A 17,305-nucleotide genomic window follows, 5' to 3' on the forward strand; every position below is an offset into this window, starting at 1 on the left:
TCTCCAGATGTGCAGTCAGTGCGCTTCGGCGGCGAGCGCGGGGGCGGCGTGGGGCAGGGCGGGTTCGATCGGCGGCGTGTCGCGGTCGAGGAACCTCAGCAGCGTGGTCTTGCTGATCGCGCCGCAGAAGCGGCCGTCCGCCGCCACCACCGGCAGCGCGCAGGGCGCCTGGGCGAGCGTGCCGATGAGCCCGGCGACGGGCGCGTCGGCATCGATCGAAGGCAGGTCGCCGAGAAAGGCGTGCTGCAGGCCGAGCGGACCCGAGCGGCCGTCGAGCGCGCTGCGCAGCGTGTCGGCCGAGACCACGCCGAGGAAGCGCTTGTTCGGGCTGACCACGTAGGCGAAGTCGCGGTCCTGGTCCTCGAGCAGCTGCAGCGCCGCGCGCGCGCCGCGTTCGGGATGCTCGCTGACGACGGTGAGCGACTTGCGCGCGATGTCCGCGGCCTTGAACACGGCCGCCGCGTCCACGCCGCGCACGAAGCTGCGCACGTAGTCGTCGGCGGGGCTGCGCAGGATCTCGTCGGGCGTGCCGACCTGGATCACGTGGCCGTCCTTCATGATCGCGATGCGGTCGCCGATGCGCATCGCCTCGTCGAGGTCGTGCGAGATGAAGACGATGGTGCGGCGCTGCTGTTGCTGCAGCCGCAGCAGTTCCGACTGCATCTCGGTGCGGATGATCGGATCGAGCGCCGAGAAGGCCTCGTCCATCAGCAGGATCGACGGGTCGGAAGCCAGCGCGCGCGCCAGGCCCACGCGCTGCTGCATGCCGCCCGAGAGCTCGTCGGGGTAGCTGTCGCCCCAACCCGCGAGGCCGACCTGCGCGAGCGCGAGGTCCGCCTGCGCGAGGCGCTCCTTCTTGCTGGTGCCCGAAAGCTCGAGGCCGAAGGCGGTGTTCTCGCGCACCGTCATGTGCGGCATCAGCGCGAAGGACTGGAACACCATGCTGATGTCCTTGCGGCGCAGCGCGCGCAGTCGGGCGTCGGAATGTTCGTTGATGTCGGCGCCGTCGATCACGATGCGCCCCGCGGTCGGCTCGATGAGCCGGTTCAGCAGGCGCACCAGCGTCGACTTGCCGGAGCCCGAAAGGCCCATGATCACGAAGATCTCGCCGGCCTGGATCTCGAAGGTGGCGTCGAACACGCCGATCGACTGGCCGGTGCGCGCGAGGATCTCCTTTTTCGAGAGACCCTGGCGCGCCAGTTCGAGCGCCTGCTCGGGCGCGTCGCCGAACACCTTGAAGACATGGTCGATGAGAATTGCTTTGGCCATAGCCGGGGCTCCTTGTGCGAAGGTTGGACACGGGCGCCGCCCCAGGGGCGGCTGCGGCCACGCCATCGGTCCTTTGGAAGCAGGAGGCCAGCGCGGCGCCGGTTCAGGGCGCCCGCTCGATGTGCGTGGCTTGGCAAGGGGGCCGGAACGATCCGGCCGATGGCCGGGCTGGGCCCGGCACCAGAGCCCTGCGCCGCGACGGGATTCGAAGATCCGCGAGTAGTGCAGGGGCGATCAACATGGCGTTGTTGATCGACTGAAGCCCTCGATTATAACTTTTGAGCATGAAGAAGGTCAACCCGCACTGTTTCGAGGGCGGTGGGCTTGGAAAAGGGCTTCTTCAAATGCGAGCTATTCTTATTGACGGATACTCACCCCACCAAGACAGCGGAGCTTCCTGACATGACCACATCCCCCAAGACCCGTGCCGAGCGCGACACCTTCGGACCGATCGACGTGCCGGCCGACAAGCTGTGGGGCGCGCAGACGCAGCGCTCGCTGCAGAACTTCGACATCTCTGGCGAGCGCCAGCCGCGCGAGATCATCAAGGCGCTGGCGCAGGTGAAGCGCGCCTCGGCGGTGGTGAACCATGCCCTCGGCCTGCAGGACGAGAAGAAGACGCAGGCCATCGTCGCGGCCGCCGACGAGGTCATCGCCGGCCGGCATGCCGACGAGTTCCCGCTGGTCGTGTGGCAGACCGGCTCGGGCACCCAGACCAACATGAACGTCAACGAGGTGCTGGCCAACCGCGCGAGCGAGCTGCTCGGCGGCGAGCGCGGGGAAGGGCGCCTGGTGCATCCCAATGACGACGTGAACCGCAGCCAGTCGAGCAACGACGTGTTCCCGACCGCGATGCACGTGGCGGCCGTCGAGGCAATCACGCACCGGCTGCTGCCCGCGATCGCCAGGCTGCGCGGCACGCTGGAGCAGAAATCGAAAGACTTCGCCGACATCGTGAAGATTGGCCGCACCCACCTGCAGGATGCGACGCCACTCACGCTGGGCCAGGAATTCTCGGGCTACGTGGCGCAGCTCGCGCATGGCGAGGCGCATGTGCGCGCCGCGCTGCCACACCTGTGCGAACTGGCGCTCGGCGGCACGGCCGTGGGCACCGGCCTCAACGCGCCCAAGGGCTATGCGGAGCAGGTGGCGGCCGAACTCGCGAAGCTCACGGGCCTGCCGTTCCTGACCGCGCCGAACAAGTTCGAGGCGATGGCGAGCGTCGATGCGCTGGTGCATGCGCACGGCGCGCTCAAGACGCTGGCCGCGAGCATGACCAAGATCGCCAACGACGTGCGCTGGCTCGCGAGCGGCCCGCGCAGCGGCATCGGCGAACTCAGCATTCCCGAGAACGAACCGGGCTCCTCGATCATGCCCGGCAAGGTCAACCCGACGCAGAGCGAAGCCGTCACCATGCTGGCCGCGCAGGTGTTCGGCAACGACGTGGCGATCAACATCGGCGGCGCCTCGGGCAACTTCGAGCTGAACGTGTTCCGCCCGATGGTGGCGCACAACTTCCTGCAGAGCGTGCGCCTGCTGGCCGACGGCATGGTGAGCTTCAACGACCACTGCGCCGTGGGCATCGAGCCGAACCGCGAGCGCATCACCGAGCTCGTGCAGCGCTCGCTGATGCTCGTGACCGCGCTCAACACCCACATCGGCTACGACAAGGCGGCCTTCATCGCGAAGAAGGCGCACAAGGAAGGCACCAGCCTGCGCGAGGCGGCGATCGCCTCGGGGCACCTCACGGCCGAACAGTTCGACCAGTGGGTGGTGCCGGAGAACATGACGGGCCGCTGAAGACGGACGACCGAACGCAGAGGGCGCGAAGATTTCGCAGAGGTCGCAGAAGGAAAACCAAATCTTGTTTCCGGTTTCTTCTGCGACTTCTGCGTCTCTTTTTATCTTCGTTCTGCGTTCGGCTGCCCGATCCCGCGTTCAGTACCCGATGGTGTAGCGCTGGCGTGAATGGGCCGGCTTTTCCAGCTCGTCGATGAACGCGATCGCGTAATCCTCGAAAGTGATCCAGCTGCGGCCTTGTTCGCTCACGAGCAGGTCGTCCTTGCCGAGGCGGAACTTGCCGGTGCGCTCGCCTTCGACGAACTCGGCCGAGGGCGAGAGGAAGGTCCAGTCCAGGTCCTTTTCGTTGCGCAGCGCCTCGAGGAACACGCCGCCGGCGGACGCTTCGGCGCGGTAGGCGTCGGGGAAGTCGGGCGTGTCGATCACCTTGAGGCCGGGCGCCGCGAACAGGCTGCCGGCGCCGCCCACCACGAGCAGGCGCTTCACGCCCGCGCGCTTGACGGGTTCGATGATGGCGGCGGGCGGCACGGTCGCGAAATGCGCCGCGCTGAACACCGCGTCGTGGCCTGCCACGGCTTTTTCGAGCGCCGCGCCGTCGAGCACGTCGAGGTCGACCGCCTGGACGTTGGGACGTCCCGCGAGCTTGGCGCTCGCTTTGCGCGCGATGGCGGTGACGGTGTGGCCGCGGCGAAGCGCTTCCTCGAGCAGGCGGCTGCCGGCCCGTCCGGTGGCGCCGATGATGGCGATGTGGCTCATGAGTGACTCCAGAACAAAGAAGTGTGGAAGGGAACGCCACGCATCTTAGGTTTCTGGTTTTGAAAGAAATACCCCAGGATTCGCGCGTGTTTGTTTCTAGAATCGGTCGAATGGACCGATTGAACGCAATGCGAGTGTTCGTGGCCGTGGTCGACGCGGGCAGCCTCTCAGCCGCGGCCGACAAGCTCGACATGTCGCGGCCGGTGGTCACGCGCTACGTGGCCGAGCTCGAACAATGGACCGGCGCCCGGCTGCTGCACCGCACGACACGCCGCCTGAGCCTCACGGCCGCCGGCGAGGAGCTGCTGCCGCGCTGCCGGCAGGTGCTCGAACTCGCGGGCGACATGCAGGCCGCGGTGCGCCATCCCGCCGAGGCGCCGCGCGGGCAGCTGCGCATCACGGCCAGCACCTCGTTCGCGCAGGCCCAGCTGGCCGATGCGGTGGCCGACTACGTGCGAATTCACCCCGGCGTGGCGGTCGACCTGGTGCTGCTGGACCGCGCGGTCAACCTCGTCGACGAGCGCATCGACCTCGCCATCCGCGTGGCTGCGGAGATCGATCCGAACCTGATCGCGCGCCGGCTCAGCGACTGCCACTCGGTGGTGTGCGCGTCACCCGACTACCTGGGGCTGCACGGACGGCCGCTGGCCGTGGAGGAGCTGGCGCAGCGCAACTGCCTCACGCATTTCTACTTCGGCCGCAGCCTCTGGAACTTCACGCGCGGCGCGACCGGGGAGCCCGTATCGGTGGCGGTCGGCGGCAATGTCTCGGCCAACGATGCGGCCACCCTGATGTGCCTGGCCAGGGCCGGTGCTGGCATTGCGATGCTGCCGACCTACCTGGCCGCACCGCTCTTGCAGCGAGGGGAACTGGTGCGGCTCTTCGAGGATTGCGAGCCGCAGGTGGTGGGCATCTATGCGGTCTACGCCTCGCGCAAGCACATGCCGGCCACGCTGCGCACGATGCTCGACTTTCTCGCGGAACGCTTCGCCGACCAGCCCGCGTGGGACCTGCCGCACGCGGGTTGAGGCGGCGCCGGGTTCGCCCTCAGTGCTTGCCGCCGTGCGGCGCGGGCCCCATCAGGCGGTCGGTGTACGCGATGGCCATGGCCGAGAGCAGGAAGGCGATGTGGATCACCGTCTGCGCGATCAGCACGCGGTCGGTGTAGTTGTCGGCGTTGATGAAGGTCTTGAGCAGATGGATCGAGCTGATGCCGATGATCGCGGTGGCCAGCTTGACCTTGAGCACCGAGGCGTTCACGTGGCTCAGCCACTCGGGCTGGTCGCGGTGGCCTTCTAGGTCCATGCGGCTCACGAAGGTCTCGTAGCCGCCCACGATCACCATGATCAGCAGGTTGGAGATCATCACCACGTCGATCAGCGCCAGCACCACCAGCATGATCACGGTCTCGTTGAGCGAGGTGACGGGCGCGGTGGTCTTGTAGCCGATGCTCGTGATCAGCGCCTGCAGCGCGTCCTTGCTGCCGAAGGCCGCTTCGACGAGGTGCAGCAGTTCGACGAGGAAGTGCACCACATAGACGGCCTGCGCCACGATCAGGCCCAGGTACAGCGGCAGCTGCAGCCAGCGGCTCGCGAAGATCAGCTTGGGCAGCGGGCGAAGCGGCGAGCCTCGGCCGGGAACGGGCGTGGTCGGGGGATCGAAGGATTCGGGAGCGGACATCGGAGGTCGATTGGAAACGACCGGCGATTCTAGGGTGTCCCCGCGTCCGACTCGTGATAACCCTGAGAACTAACATCGCAACCTGGCCGTCACGTCAGTGATCCGTAAGTGGGCCCGCCGACATTACGGCCGCACCTATCCAGGAGACAAGCGAATGAGCAGCAGCGCATCGAAGAACATCGAATCCGTTCTGGTGGAGAACCGCGTGTTCCCCCCCGATTCCCGCGCCACCGCCGGCGCCCGCATTGCCGGCATGGCCGCCTACGAGGCGCTGTGCAAGGAAGCGGAACAGGATTTCGAAGGCTTCTGGAGCCGCCAGGCCCGGAGCCACCTGAAGTGGACCCGGCCCTTCACCCGGACGCTCGACGAATCGAACGCGCCGTTCTACCAGTGGTTCGGCGACGGCGAACTCAACGCCAGCGCCAACTGCCTCGACAAGCACATCGGCACGCCGGTCGAGAACAAGACCGCCATCATCTTCGAAGCCGACGACGGCAGCGTCACCCAGGTGAGCTACAGGGAACTGCTTTCCCGCGTGAGCCAGTTCGCCAACGCGCTCAAGGCCGCGGGCATCCGCAAGGGCGACCGCGTCATCATCTACATGCCGATGACCGTCGAGGGCGTGGTCGCGATGCAGGCCTGCGCGCGCATCGGCGCCACGCACAGCGTGGTGTTCGGCGGCTTCTCGGCCAAGGCGCTGCAGGAGCGGATCATCGACGCCGGCGCGGTGGCCGTGATCACCGCCAACTACCAGCTGCGCGGCGGCAAGGAACTGCCGCTCAAGGCGATCGTCGACGACGGCATCGCGCTCGGCGGCTGCGAGTCGATCAAGACCGTGTTCGTCTACGAGCGCACCGCGACCGCATGGAACCGCGTCGAAGGCCGCGACAAGACCTTTGCGGAAGCGCTGCAGGGGCAGTCGACCGAATGCGCCCCCGAGCCGGTGAATGCCGAGCATCCGCTCTTCATCCTCTACACCTCGGGTTCCACCGGCAAGCCCAAGGGCGTGCAGCACGCCACCGGCGGCTATCTGCTGTGGGCGAAGATGACGATGGAATGGACCTTCGACATCCGCCCGGAAGACGTGTTCTGGTGCACCGCCGACATCGGCTGGATCACCGGCCACACCTACGTGGCCTACGGGCCGCTCGCGGCCGGCGCCACGCAGGTGGTGTTCGAGGGCATTCCCACCTTCCCGCATGCAGGCCGCTTCTGGCAGATGATCGAGAAGCACGGCGTGACGGTGTTCTACACCGCGCCGACCGCGATCCGTTCGCTCATCAAGGCGGCCGAAAGCGACGAGAAGGTGCATCCGAGGAACTGGAACCTCTCGAGCCTGCGCATCCTCGGCTCGGTCGGCGAGCCGATCAATCCCGAAGCGTGGATGTGGTACCACCGGAACATCGGCAACGAGCAGTGCCCGATCGTCGACACCTTCTGGCAGACCGAGACTGGCGGCCACGTGATCACGCCACTGCCGGGCGCCACGCCGCTGGTGCCGGGCTCCTGCACCCTGCCGCTGCCGGGCATCATGGCCGCGATCGTCGACGAGACCGGCAAGGACCTACCGAACGGCGCGGGCGGCATGCTGGTCATCAAGCGGCCCTGGCCTTCGATGATCCGCACGATCTGGAACGACCCCGAACGCTTCAAGAAGAGCTATTTCCCCGAGGAGATGGGCGGCACGATCTACCTCGCCGGCGACGGCGCGGTGCGCAGCGCCGACCGCGGCTACTTCCGCATCACCGGCCGGATCGACGACGTGCTCAACGTTTCCGGCCACCGGCTCGGCACGATGGAGATCGAGTCGGCGCTGGTGTCCAAGACCGACCTCGTGGCCGAGGCCGCCGTGGTCGGCCGGCCCGACGACGTGACGGGCGAAGCGGTGTGCGCCTTCGTGGTGCTCAAGCGCGCGCGCCCGACCGGCGAGGAGGCCAAGCAGATCGCCAACGAGCTGCGCAACTGGGTGGCCAAGGAGATCGGGCCGATCGCCAAGCCGAAGGACATCCGCTTCGGCGAGAACCTGCCCAAGACGCGCAGCGGCAAGATCATGCGCCGCCTGCTGCGCAGCATCGCCAAGGGCGAGGCGATCACCCAGGACACCTCGACCCTCGAAAATCCCGCGATTCTGGAACAGTTGTCACAGACCAACTGATTTTCGATCTGTAGGACATCGGCTTTACTAGGAAGCGGGGCCGCTCGGGGCCCCTGGCCTGAGGTACAACCGGCGGGTCGCCCTGCGCCTCCGCGCGGGCGCGTTCATCGTGTTCGATCTTTGCCAAGGAGGCGCCAAAATGGGCGTGAGATCTGCTTTCGTTTTTGCCGTTCTGCTGCTGATCGCGGCGCTGGCCGCGCTCAACTGGGGCACCTTGTCGGCGCCCGTGCCGATGTCGCTCGGCTTCATGACGCTGTCCGCGCCGCTCGGCCTGGTGATGCTGGGGCTCACGGCGGCACTGGGCGTGTTCTTCCTCGTCTATGTGCTGTACCTGCACAGCACGGTGATGATGGATGCCAAGCGCCACAACCGCGAGATGCAGGTTCAGCGCGATCTCGCCGACAAGGCCGAGGCCTCGCGCTTCACCGAGCTGCGCAATTTCCTCGAAGCGCAGGAAAACAAGCACATGGCGCAGAACGCCGAGAACCACGCGGCGCTGCTCGCACGGCTGGGGCAGGTCGAGAACGTGATCCGCCAGCGCTCGGAGCAATCCGACAACATCGTGGCGGCGCACATCGGCCAGCTCGAGGACCGCATCGAGCGCCGGCCGCTGCCCACCGACATCGACCCGCGCGTCTGACGCGCGTCCGGGCGGGCGCCGGACGCGCTTGGTTCGGGGCGGCGGCTACTTCGTCGTCAGCACCCAGGCGGCGAGCTTCTTCGCATCCGCTTCGCTGACCTGGTTGTTCGCCGGCATCGGCACCGGCCCCCAGACCCCCGACCCCCCCTTGATGATCTTGGCCGCCAGCATGTCGGCCGCGCCGGCATTGCCCTTGTACTTGGCCGCCACGTCCTTGAAGGAGGGGCCGAGCACCTTGCGGTCCACCGCGTGGCAGCTCATGCAGTTCTTCGACGTGGCGAGCGCCAGGTCTGCGAAAGCGGGCGCCGCAAGGCCAAGGCCCAGAAGCGCGAACGACAGAAGTCTTTTCATGGGGTTGTTTCGTAATGGCTGGGTTACATTCGATGCAACGCGATTGTAGGTAGCGCCGTGCACAGAGTCCGGATGCGTTGCCGACAGAACCGGAGGGACTCGCGATGTTGTTTCTGCTGTTGGGCCTGCTGGGCGTGGCCCTGAAGTATTTCGAGATCGGCATGGTCGCCGAATGGAGCTGGTGGATCGTGCTCTCGCCTTTCGCGATGGCCGTGGCGTGGTGGGCCTGGGCCGACTGGTCGGGCTACACGAAGCGCAAGGTCGTCGAGCGCGAAGAGGCGCGCCGCCAGGCCCGCATCGACCGCCAGCGCAGCAACATGGGCCTGCCGGGCAGCAAGGGCGGTCAGCGGCCGCGCCGCTGACCGCAGACCGGGTCGGCAGCAGCGACGAAACGCCTGACCAGGAAGACATTCACGGCCAGGGCGGTTTTCGGACCTCAGCTTCGGGCACGTGGCTGCCGAGCCGAGTGCCGCCGATCGCGATCATCCCCAATGGCATCACGCATGTCTGAGCACGCCCTTTTCCTGGGGTGAAGCCGAGCATGCCCGCCCGCTGCTGCTCGGTCGCCGCGGCGTGGCCGTGACGATGCAGCTGTTCTCGCGCATCCAGGTGGAGAGATGTTAAGAATGGCGCTGCATCCCCTCGCAATGCAATTTTTGTCCATGCATAGCTGAGGGAAAATCGCGGATCGGTCGCCAACAAGAATTAGCCGGCGATCGCAATCAGCGATTCAGGGAGGAATATTCATGTCACCAGCGTGGCCTGCGCTCGCTTCTGCGGGCAACCGGCGTCTTGTGGCGGATCTGGCGATTGCGCTGGCAGCCGCGATGGCTGGTGCGGTGCGGCGATCGCCTTGGACGATCGCGCTCGCGATGTTGCTTTTCGCGGTGGTTCGTGCGTGGCAGGCAGTCAGCGCCAGCAAACTCGCTCGGCGGGCCGGCGAGATTCCCGCGAAGGCGCTTTCGCCAGTGGCAGATCGGGTTGGGGTCCAGACCATCGCCGCGGCCGCATGCTACGTGGGTGGATTGGCTTCAAGCATGCTTCTCCTGCCCACTGCCCCTTTCTCAGCGCTTGCTCCTGCCGATGTCGGCGCTGCGGTTGCTCTCGTTTTCTTGACCCTGGCAATAAGCACATCGAACAGTCGACCGGTCCCCGACTGCGGACTCACGAGCAGTCGAAAACTGATCGATCCATCGGCGCAGCCATGGATGAGACCCCCCCATGCGCGCGGCGACCTCGATATCGACCCCGCGCCTGTGACGTTGGAAACCTTCTTCGCGTCTCCGAGCTACTTGCGAAGCAATACGGCGAGCCTTGCCTTGGAACGACGCGGGCTGACGATCCAGAAGCCGCCCTTTGCGGCAAGTGAAGAAATGATTGCAGCGGCCGAGCATCGACTCGGTGTCCGGTTGCCAGTGTTGCTACGCAGGCTCTACGCCGTGATGAATGGGGGCTATGTCGGCGACGTTTTCGTTCCGCTGACCGGCCCGAGAACGGCGACAAACATGTGGCGCCCGGCTTTTTGCGACGGCTGCTTTGCGCTGGAGCCGGTAGATCGACTTCGAACGCTTGCAGACCATCGCGGCTATCTTCCGAGCGGCTCGACACCACTGCATGCAAAAACGCACAAGTGCATCGTCCTGCAGGCCCGAGCCAACGACATGACCTTGCTCGATTGCTCCGACAGCGCTGAGCCAAGGGTTCTGATCGTCGATTTCGACAAACCTGCAGGCGCCGATCCCACCGACGTTGGGTTCGCGAGCTTCGAGGATTTCTTTGCCGCGTTGCGCCGCAGGCGCACGCAGTGGCAGCCTGATCAAACGGCCGACTTTGGCCCGCCGCTCGGCGAGGTCCCGGCAGACCTGCGTGGACGAATGTTTTGGGGCAAAGGGCGGCCACACGCATATCTCGAGAATGCGAGACGTGACAAGAACGGGCCGGTACCGCAGCTTGCGGCCGATGACGCACTGATCGCCAGCACCGAAGCCCGCCTTGGGCTGCGGCTGCCTTCCGATCTGCTGCATTTGTGGCGACTCAGGAACGGCGGCGGCGTTTCCTGCAGGTTCATCGACTCCCTGCAACAAGACGGTGCCGGACGGATCGTGGAGGCGTTGCGTTTCCCCGCCCCGATGGAGTACTTCACGACGCTTGCCGAGCTTTCGGACCGCGTCGTGTTCCCGGCAGGCGAAATGCCGTGGAAGACCCGATTCATCGATCCTGAGCGTTGGATCGTGCTCGAGGCCGACCACGGTCGGCTGTTGCTGCTCGATTGCCGACATGCTCCCCCGGACGGCGACGTGCCCGTGCGCATCGTGGACGGGCTCGACCGGGGCGAGCTCAAAGAGGTTCTGTATGTCGAGCGGTTCAGCCACTGGCTCGCTGGCCTGCGGCCGCGGCTGCGTGGCTTTGAGGACGTGTCCCTGCTCTGGACGCCCGAGATGGGCGATCAAGAGCACGCGAGCGCCTGAAGGCTGCAGGCAAGCTGCCCAAGCTTGCCTGCTGGCCCCATGCGCCAGCCGCAGACCGCACCGCTGAAGGAACGGTACGACCGGCAAACCACAGCGTCGTTCTCTTCAGGGCGCTCGACTTTGAAGCTGCTTGCTCAGAACTTGTCGAGCACCGCCCCCGAGCTCGCGCTCGAGGCATTGAACGCGAACTTCGCCTGCACGCCGCGCGTGTAGCGCGGGGCCGGCGGCTTCCAGCCTTCGCGGCGCTTGGCGATCTCGGCTTCGGGCACGTTGAGTTCGAGCTTGAGCTGGTGCGCGTCGATGGTGATCGAGTCGCCTTCGTTCACGAACGCGATGGTGCCGCCGGCCGCCGCTTCGGGCGCCACGTGGCCGACCACCATGCCCCAGGTGCCGCCCGAGAAGCGGCCGTCGGTGATCAGGCCCACGCTTTCGCCGAGGCCGGCGCCGATCAGCGCGCCCGTGGGTGCGAGCATTTCGGGCATGCCGGGACCGCCCTTGGGACCGAGGTAGCGCAGCACCATCACGTCGCCGGCCTTGATCTTGCCGTCGAGGATGGCCTGCAGCGCCGACTGCTCGTCGTCGAACACGCGCGCGGGGCCGGTGATTACCGGGTTCTTGAGGCCCGTGATCTTGGCGACCGCGCCTTCGGGCGACAGGTTGCCCTTGAGGATCGCGAGGTGGCCTTCGTCGTACATCGGCTTGTCGATCGGGCGGATCACGTCCTGGTCGGCGCGCGGCTGGTCGGGCACGTCCTTCAGCGTCTCGGCGATGGTCTTGCCGGTGATGGTCATGCAGTCGCCGTGCAGCAGGCCGGCGTTCAGCAGCACCTTCATCACCTGCGGAATCCCGCCCGCCTGGTGCAGGTCCACCGCGAGGTACTTGCCGCTCGGCTTCAGGTCGCAGATGACCGGCACCTTCTTGCGGATGCGCTCGAAGTCGTCGATGGTCCATTCCACCCCGGCCGCATGGGCGATCGCGAGGAAGTGCAGCACGGCGTTGGTCGAGCCGCCGGTGGCCATGATGACGGCCACCGCGTTCTCGATCGCCTTCCTGGTGACGATGTCGCGCGGCTTCAGGTCCTTCTTGATGGCCTCGATCAGCACCTTGGCCGATTCCTTGGCCGAGTTCTGCTTCTCGTCGTGCGGATTGGCCATGGTGGAGGAGTAGGGCAGCGACATGCCCAAGGCCTCGAAGGCGCTCGACATGGTGTTGGCGGTGTACATGCCGCCGCAGGAGCCGGTGCCGGGGATCGCGCGCTTTTCGATTTCCTTCAGGTCCTCGTCGCTCATGTTGCCCGCGGCGTTCTGGCCCACGGCTTCGAACACGCTGACGATGTTGAGGTCCTGGCCCTTGTAGCGGCCCGGCAGGATGGTGCCGCCGTAGACGTAGATGGCCGGCACGTTGGCGCGCAGCATGCCCATCATGCCGCCGGGCATGTTCTTGTCGCAGCCGCCGACCACGAGCACGCCGTCCATCCACTGGCCGCCGACGCAGGTCTCGATGCAGTCGGAAATGACTTCGCGGCTGACCAGCGAGTACTTCATGCCTTCGGTGCCCATGGCCATGCCGTCGGAGATGGTGGGCGTGCCGAAGACCTGGGCATTGCCGCCGGCCTCCTCGATGCCGGCGATGGCCGCGTCGGCGAGCTTCTGCAGGCCGGAGTTGCAGGGCGTGATGGTGCTGTGGCCGTTGGCGACGCCGACCATCGGCTTCTTGAAGTCGCCTTCTTCGTAGCCCATGGCGTAGAACATCGAGCGGTTGGGGGCGCGGCTCTTGCCTTCGACGATGTTGGCGCTGCGGCGGTTGATCTGGATCGGTTTGGTGTCCATGAGGGTGTCTCTTCTGTCGTGGGGAGAGCGGAGGGGGAAGCGCCAAGTATCGGACTTCCCACTGATTCATTCCAATCCGTTTTGATGGGGCGATTGATATGCTTCGCATATGAAAGAGTCCCAGATCGACCTGCGCAGCTGGCGCCAGTTCCTCGCCGTCGCCGAAGAACTGCACTTCGGCCGGGCCGCCGCGCGCCTGCACATGACCCAGCCGCCGGTCACGCAGGCGATCGCGCAGCTCGAAAAGACGCTCGGCGTGGTGCTGTTCGACCGCACGCGCCGTCGCGTGGCGCTCACGCCCGCGGGCGAGGCGCTGCTGCCCGACGTGCGCGAACTGCTCGTGCGGGCCCAGGCCTTGCCGGCCCGGGCGCGTGCGGCCGCGGCGGGGCAGGTGGGCCGGGTGCGCATCGGCTTCGTCTCGACGGTGGGCTTCGAGCAGCTGCCGGCCTGGGTGCGCGAATTCCGCCTGCGCAGCCCCGAGGTGGCGCTCGAACTGGTCGAGGCCACGGGCGACGTCCAGCTCGAGGCCTTCGCGCGCGGCGAGATCGATGCCGGCCTGATGCTGCATTCGCCGGGCGCGGCGCCGCCGGGGCTGGCGCGGCTCGCGGTGTCGCAGGAGCCGCTGGTGCTCGCGCTGCCGGCGCGCCATCCGCTCGCGCGGGCGGCGAAGCTGCAGCTCGCGCAGGTGCTCGAGGAGCCGCTCGTGATCTTTCCGCGCCGCATCGTGCCTTCGCTGCACGACGCGATCTTCGACCTCTACCATGCGGCCGGCCGCGTGCCGCGGCTCGCGCAGGAGGCGATCCAGATGCAGACCATCGTCAACCTCGTCTCGGGCGGGATCGGCGTGGCCTGGGTGCCCGAGAGCGTCACGCAGTTCCGCCGCGCGGGCGTGGTCTACCGCCGGGCCGCCGAATTCGCGCCGGCCGCGCGGCGCCGCGGCGCGCCCGCGCTGCCGATCGGCGAGACCAGCCTCGTGTGGCCGCAGGAGACCGCCAGCCCGGCGCTCGCGCGCTTCGTCGCCTTCGTGCGCGAGCAGGTGGCGGATGGGGGCGAAACGCAGCGTTGAGGCCTGCGGACGGCGATGACGCCACGCGCCGACTTCGCGGCCCGCAGCCGGCGCCGCGTCACGCAGGGCGGGCACAATCCGCGCATGCTCATGTATCCGCAGATCAACCCTGTCGCCCTGCAACTCGGGCCCGTCGCCATCCACTGGTACGGCCTGACCTACCTCGCGGCCTTCGCGCTGTTCTACTTCCTCGGTACGCGCCGGCTGCGGCACGAGCCGTACCGCTCGCTGACCGGCGCCGCGGCATGGCAGCGCAAGGACGTGGAGGACATCCTCTTCCTCGGCGTGATGGGCGTCATCGTCGGCGGCCGGCTCGGCTACTGCCTGTTCTACAAGCCGGGCTTCTATCTCTCGCATCCGCTGGAGATCCTCTATGTGTGGCAGGGCGGCATGAGCTTCCATGGCGGTCTGCTGGGCGTCATCGGGGCGATGCTCTGGTACGGGCATTCGCGCCAGCGGCCCTTCTGGCAGGTCATGGATTTCGTTTCGCCCTGCGTGCCGACCGGCCTCGCGGCGGGTCGCGTCGGCAACTTCATCAACGGCGAACTCTGGGGCCGGTTCAGCAGCCCCCAGCTGCCCTGGGGCATGGTGTTTCCGCAGAGCGGCTCGATGCTGCCGCGCCATCCCTCCCAGGTCTACCAGTTCCTGCTCGAAGGGCTGCTGCTCTTCGTCATCATGTGGCTCTACGCGCGCAAGGAACGCAAGGAAGGGCAGGTGGCCGCGGTCTTCCTCATCGGCTATGGCGTGCTTCGTTTCGTGGCCGAGTATTTCCGCGAGCCCGACGATTTCCTCGGCCTGCGTGCATTGAACCTCAGCCAGGGCCAATGGCTCAGCGTGCCGATGGTGATCTTCGGCATCGGCCTCTGGCTCTGGGCTGCGAAGCGCCCCGCGCTGGCGCGCGCTTGAGGCGCAGCGGCTACCGAGGGTAAGCCCGGGGCCGCGTTGTGGCGTGCGGGCCCTTGCGCCGGACGGGGGAGCGGCTCACAATTACGCGTAATTACGGAAAATTACGCCACGCACCAGCCGGCATCCGCTCCTCCTCATGCGCCTCGTTCCCAACTCCCTGCACGACGAAGTCGCCGCCACGCTGCGCGAGCAGATCTTCGCCGGCGCGCTGGTGCCGGGCAGCTTCCTCGACGAAGCCGCGCTGTGCGAAAAGCTCTCGATCTCGCGCACGCCGCTGCGCGAGGCGCTCAAGGTGCTCACCGCGGAGGGGCTGCTGCGCCACGAGCCGCGGCGCGGCTGCTTCGTGCGCGAGGTGACCGAGCGCGACCTCGACGAAATCTTTCCGGTCATCGCGCTGCTCGAAGGCCGCTGTGCCTACGAGGCCGCCCGCAACGCGAGCGATGCCGAACTGAACGAGCTCGACGTGCTGCACGAGCGGCTGGTGCGCCATGCCAAGGCCAAGCGGATCAACGACTACTACGCCACCAACCACCTGATCCACGAGGCGATCATCCAGCTGGCCGACAACCGGTGGCTGGCGCAGGTGATCGGCGATCTGCGCAAGATCCTCAAGCTCGCACGGCTGCAGCAACTGCATGCGCCGGGCCGGCTGGAGCAGAGCCTGTCGGAGCACCTGGCGGTGTTCGCGGCGCTCAAGGCACGCGACAGCGAGGGCGCGGACGCCGCGATGCGCACGCACCTGACGCGCCAGCGCGAGGCCCTGCGCGAAGTGGCGCGGCAGCAGAAATCGAGGGTGATGTCATGAACAGCGGGGTCCGAGGCCTTTCCGCATCCCACAGCAGCATTGGAGTTTGTCGATGAGTGCGACCGAATGGTTCCAGGCGCGTTTGCGTGCCGGCGAGAAGTCCGCCAGCAAGGTGCCCGTGGCGCCCGAAGGTGCCACGCGCAATGCGCCCAAGGCGGCCGCCAAGCCCTGCGAGCGCACCACCGCCGAGCGCCTGCAGGCCACGCTGCGCAAGGCCGACGAGGCGCTGTCGCCGCGCGCGCTGCGCCGCGTGCTCACGTCGCTGCAGGCGGTCATCGATCCGCGCGTGAGCGAGGTCGAGGGCGGCCGGCGCGCGCATGCCATCGCGCGCGAGTACGCGTCCGCCACGCCCGAGGAACGGCGCGACTACTGGGCGCTGATGAGCGAGCATTTCGCCGCCGACCCCCACAAGCTCAAGACCGCGCGCGACCAGCACCAGGCCGCGGTGGGCACGCCGGACGAGGGACAGGCCGAGCTCCGCCTGCGACGCGCGCTCGTGTCGCCGCGCATGCGCCTGTTGCAGCGCTTCGCCGTCGAGCCCGAGGGCATGCGCTTCCTGGTCGACCTGCGCGCCGAGCTGCTGCCCTTTCTCAAGTCCGACAAGCGGCTGCTGCCGCTCGATGCCGAGCTGGAACACCTGTTCTCGACCTGGTTCGACGTGGCGTTCCTCGAACTGCGCCGCATCGACTGGAATTCGCCGGCTTCGCTGATCGAGAAGCTGATCCGCTACGAGGCGGTGCACGACATCAAGAGCTGGACCGACGTGAAGAACCGGCTCGACGACAGCGACCGCCGCTGCTACGGCTTCTTCCACCCGCGGCTGCCGAACGAGCCGCTGATCTTCGTCGAGGTGGCGCTGGTCGACCGCATCAGCGACGGCATCACGCCGCTGCTCGACGAGGCCGCGGTGCCGATGCTGCCGGCCAGGGCCACGACCGCGATCTTCTACTCGATCAGCAATACGCAGACCGGCCTGCGCGGCGTGAGCTTCGGCGATTCGCTGATCAAGCGCGTGGTCGAGACGCTGCAGGACGAACTGCCGCGCCTCAAGACCTTCGCGACGCTGTCGCCGATTCCCGGCTTCCGCGCGTGGCTCGCCAAGAATGCCGCGGACCTGCTGCCCCGGCTCGACGAGAAGCGCGAGGCCGAGCTCGGCCGTCTCGTCGGCTCGCTGCCGCCGACCGCCGAGCGGCTGCTCGCCGCGGTAGAGGCCGCGCCGGAGCTCGACGCCAAGTCGCCGCTGCGCCAATGGCTGCTGCAGGCCGCGGCCGAGTACCTGGGCCGCACGCTGATCGATGGCACGCCGGCCGACCCGGTCGCGCGCTTCCACCTCGGCAACGGTGCGCGCGTGGAGCGGCTCAACTGGGCCGGCGATCCGTCGCCCAAGGGACTGAAACAGTCTTATGGTCTGATGGTCAATTACCTCTACGATCTGAAGCGGCTCGACAAGCACCGCGCGTGGCTGGCCGAGGGCAAGGTGGCAGTTTCGGGAGACGTCGAAAGCCTGTTCTTCAAAAAAGGCTGAGTTCTGAAAAGAAGTCCGGTGCGCGAGGCACCGGCGGCCGCATGGCGCGGCAATC

The 17,305-nt window shown here is 67.2% G+C and carries 15 protein-coding genes; 10 read left to right on the top strand and 5 right to left on the bottom strand.

All coding sequences use genetic code 11. The annotated features are described in order from the left end of the window. Positions 1-15: 15 nt before the first annotated feature. On the bottom strand, positions 16-1,269 hold the full coding sequence (proV, locus tag M2165_RS20500) for a glycine betaine/L-proline ABC transporter ATP-binding protein ProV (protein ID WP_280816424.1): 1,254 nt from the start codon (positions 1,267-1,269) through the stop codon (positions 16-18). Positions 1,270-1,671: 402 nt separating this feature from the next. Here proV and fumC point away from each other — a divergent pair, with 402 nt between their 5' ends. Further along, positions 1,672-3,069, top strand: coding sequence for a class II fumarate hydratase (gene fumC, locus M2165_RS20505; protein WP_280816425.1), 1,398 nt, complete (start codon positions 1,672-1,674; stop codon positions 3,067-3,069). 138 nt (positions 3,070-3,207) lie between these two features. Here fumC and M2165_RS20510 read toward each other — a convergent pair whose 3' ends face one another. Further along, positions 3,208-3,825 (bottom strand): NAD(P)-dependent oxidoreductase, encoded by a 618-nt coding sequence (locus M2165_RS20510; protein WP_280816426.1) that lies wholly within the window; start codon positions 3,823-3,825, stop codon positions 3,208-3,210. A gap of 110 nt (positions 3,826-3,935) precedes the next feature. Here M2165_RS20510 and M2165_RS20515 point away from each other — a divergent pair, with 110 nt between their 5' ends. Next, positions 3,936-4,853 carry a LysR family transcriptional regulator gene (locus M2165_RS20515; RefSeq protein WP_280816427.1) on the top strand — a complete coding sequence of 306 codons (918 nt, stop codon included), beginning with the start codon at positions 3,936-3,938 and terminating at the stop codon, positions 4,851-4,853. A gap of 19 nt (positions 4,854-4,872) precedes the next feature. Here the strand turns inward: M2165_RS20515 and M2165_RS20520 are convergent, their stop codons facing one another. Beyond that, on the bottom strand, positions 4,873-5,505 hold the full coding sequence (locus M2165_RS20520) for a YqhA family protein (RefSeq protein ID WP_280816428.1): 633 nt from the start codon (positions 5,503-5,505) through the stop codon (positions 4,873-4,875). Between the two features lie 154 nt (positions 5,506-5,659). Between M2165_RS20520 and acs the strand changes: the two genes are divergently transcribed. After that, positions 5,660-7,660 (top strand): acetate--CoA ligase, encoded by a 2,001-nt coding sequence (acs, locus tag M2165_RS20525; protein WP_280816429.1) that lies wholly within the window; start codon positions 5,660-5,662, stop codon positions 7,658-7,660. Between the two features lie 139 nt (positions 7,661-7,799). Beyond that, positions 7,800-8,300: a LapA family protein gene (locus M2165_RS20530; RefSeq protein WP_280816430.1), complete on the top strand. Its 501-nt coding sequence runs from the start codon at positions 7,800-7,802 to the stop codon at positions 8,298-8,300. A gap of 45 nt (positions 8,301-8,345) precedes the next feature. Here M2165_RS20530 and M2165_RS20535 read toward each other — a convergent pair whose 3' ends face one another. Further along, on the bottom strand, positions 8,346-8,651 hold the full coding sequence (locus M2165_RS20535) for a c-type cytochrome (RefSeq protein WP_280816431.1): 306 nt from the start codon (positions 8,649-8,651) through the stop codon (positions 8,346-8,348). A 104-nt stretch (positions 8,652-8,755) separates the two neighbouring features. On the opposite strand from M2165_RS20535, the gene M2165_RS20540 reads away from it, so the two are divergent. Beyond that, a complete protein-coding gene (locus tag M2165_RS20540) occupies positions 8,756-9,013 on the top strand; it encodes a TIGR04438 family Trp-rich protein (protein ID WP_280816432.1) in 258 nt (85 codons plus the stop codon). 384 nt (positions 9,014-9,397) lie between these two features. Beyond that, positions 9,398-11,119 (top strand): SMI1/KNR4 family protein, encoded by a 1,722-nt coding sequence (locus M2165_RS20545; protein ID WP_280816433.1) that lies wholly within the window; start codon positions 9,398-9,400, stop codon positions 11,117-11,119. Positions 11,120-11,253: 134 nt separating this feature from the next. On the opposite strand, the gene ilvD is transcribed toward M2165_RS20545, so the two are convergent. Continuing rightward, complete coding sequence (gene ilvD / locus M2165_RS20550) at positions 11,254-12,948, bottom strand: dihydroxy-acid dehydratase (protein WP_280816434.1); 1,695 nt, start codon at positions 12,946-12,948, stop codon at positions 11,254-11,256. Positions 12,949-13,057: 109 nt separating this feature from the next. Here ilvD and M2165_RS20555 point away from each other — a divergent pair, with 109 nt between their 5' ends. The 4 genes from M2165_RS20555 (at position 13,058) to M2165_RS20570 (ending at position 17,250) form a co-directional block, all read left to right on the top strand. Continuing rightward, positions 13,058-14,014 (top strand): LysR family transcriptional regulator, encoded by a 957-nt coding sequence (locus M2165_RS20555; protein WP_280816435.1) that lies wholly within the window; start codon positions 13,058-13,060, stop codon positions 14,012-14,014. Positions 14,015-14,098: 84 nt separating this feature from the next. Next, complete coding sequence (gene lgt, locus M2165_RS20560) at positions 14,099-14,920, top strand: prolipoprotein diacylglyceryl transferase (RefSeq protein WP_280817587.1); 822 nt, start codon at positions 14,099-14,101, stop codon at positions 14,918-14,920. 136 nt (positions 14,921-15,056) lie between these two features. Beyond that, positions 15,057-15,725 carry a GntR family transcriptional regulator gene (locus M2165_RS20565; protein WP_280816436.1) on the top strand — a complete coding sequence of 223 codons (669 nt, stop codon included), beginning with the start codon at positions 15,057-15,059 and terminating at the stop codon, positions 15,723-15,725. A 52-nt stretch (positions 15,726-15,777) separates the two neighbouring features. Next, positions 15,778-17,250 carry a malonyl-CoA decarboxylase gene (locus M2165_RS20570; RefSeq protein ID WP_280816437.1) on the top strand — a complete coding sequence of 491 codons (1,473 nt, stop codon included), beginning with the start codon at positions 15,778-15,780 and terminating at the stop codon, positions 17,248-17,250. Positions 17,251-17,305: the final 55 nt, after the last annotated feature.

Origin of the sequence: Variovorax sp. TBS-050B (assembly GCF_029893635.1) — a bacterium.
Lineage (GTDB): Bacteria > Pseudomonadota > Gammaproteobacteria > Burkholderiales > Burkholderiaceae_C > Variovorax.